We start from the raw sequence: 1,618 nt of genomic DNA on the forward strand, positions 1-1,618 counted from the left end.
GCTCTCACTGGAGTGAGACCGCCGTCTTTGGTTGAATCATTCGCTCATCCGCGCCAGCTACTCTCGTCTCGCCCCAGAAACCGAGTCAGTAATCAGGAACGATGGGAACTACCGATACTCCCTTAGCTTCTCCGTGTTCCCAGTCCTCAGCGTCGACGATACGAACCGTTACACCGAGATCGTCAGCTGCATCTTGGATGTGGGCACGAGATTTTCAGCATTGCCCGTTGCTTCGGTCTCCAATTCGGGAAGTGGTTCACCCTCCGCCTGAGAGATATCGAAAACAGCCGTGGGTTTGAATCCGACCAGTCCTTTCGACTACACTTCAGGCGGTGTTTCGTCGTATGGACACTTATTTTGCTCCTGGTACTTGGGCGAGTTCTCGCAGTTAGGGCACTGCTTTGTGATGATCGGCGCCCAGATCCAGATTCCGTTCTCTCCTTCCTGGACGTGGCGGTCGAACTCAGTTCGCCAGGTGTTGTATCCTGCAACCTTCGTCGCGTTCGGACACTGAAGGGTAATCAAGAGCGTGTTCCGATGGGAGTAGTCATGGAATTTCGACTGGATATCTAGCCACTCTTGGAACTGTTGACTCGCTCTTGCCTCGTCAGTCAACGCAGTGAGGTCGTCGATCCAGTGTTCGATCGTGCTGTGCATCTCGTCACGTCGGGTGTCGAAGTCGTCGAACGACACCGCTGAGAAGTCACTCGTCGCCCAGTGGCGGTTCAACCGGCATCGTCTCCATGTCCTCAAGGTCAGGGAGATCCATCTCATTATGAACATCTGGAAACAGATAGTCGAAGTAGGGATCGTGATCACGGCCGACGGCGAGTGCAGGGACGAGAGCGTACACGATGAGCATCGCTTCTGTATCACGGACATCGATATCGTTTGCAACCATTCGCTGTGTTGTTTTCCCTGCGAAGTGTAGACCAGCACCGCGCAGCGCCGCGACGAGTTTACCGATTCCATATCGATCGACGAAATATTCGACATCTTCGTCGACTTCCTGCAGTGCGAAGGCATGCAGCACAGTCGGCGTGATGATGATCGGGAGGTGCTTCTCAATGAGCACAATCGGATCGGCAGTCAACTGCTGAGGACGGGTTGATTCATCACGCTTCACGAGACCGAGTGCGACGAGCCGGTCGACGTATTCGTACGTCGTCGATTTGGATAGCTCGAGTCCGTCCATCACCTCCGGTGGCGATACGGGCCCCCAGTAGCAGATATACACATAGACACGGGTGAGAGCTGGGTGGTTGAGGAGTTCAACGACGGTTTCTAAGCCAGGTGCGTTCTGTGCGAGTGCTTCCGGAGCAAGCGTCTCCTCGTTCAGTGCGTCGGTTGGTGGGTCGAGCGTGTCAATGCCTCCATCTGGGAGGATATGATCGGGATTCGGTGTCGGGGTCATAGTTATTAGTCCGAAGTCCGTGTACTTCAGACTACCGCTGATTCCAAGGAGGCATACTTGGCTTACCGCGATCTCTTACTAGAGTGTCGCTAGTTGTCCACTCTGGCTCAGGAGTCCAGCAGCTGATACGTAGTCCTGAGTGAAGCGGGTGAATCAGGAACCTGATTCATCCGCTGTCCGGATACGCACCTGGTGAACCTTCCA

General features: G+C 54.6%; 1 protein-coding gene and 1 pseudogene. Both read right to left on the reverse strand.

Annotated features, from left to right (window positions below; genetic code table 11):
- Positions 1-115: 115 nt before the first annotated feature.
- Positions 116-657: pseudogene (locus ACR3FF_RS26965) on the reverse strand (ArdC-like ssDNA-binding domain-containing protein); the annotation flags it as partial.
- A 46-nt stretch (positions 658-703) separates the two neighbouring features.
- Complete coding sequence (locus ACR3FF_RS26970; protein ID WP_458191158.1) at positions 704-1,414, reverse strand: DUF7437 domain-containing protein; 711 nt, start codon at positions 1,412-1,414, stop codon at positions 704-706.
- Between the last annotated feature and the right edge of the window lie 204 nt (positions 1,415-1,618).

Source organism: Haladaptatus ordinarius, assembly GCF_054177595.1.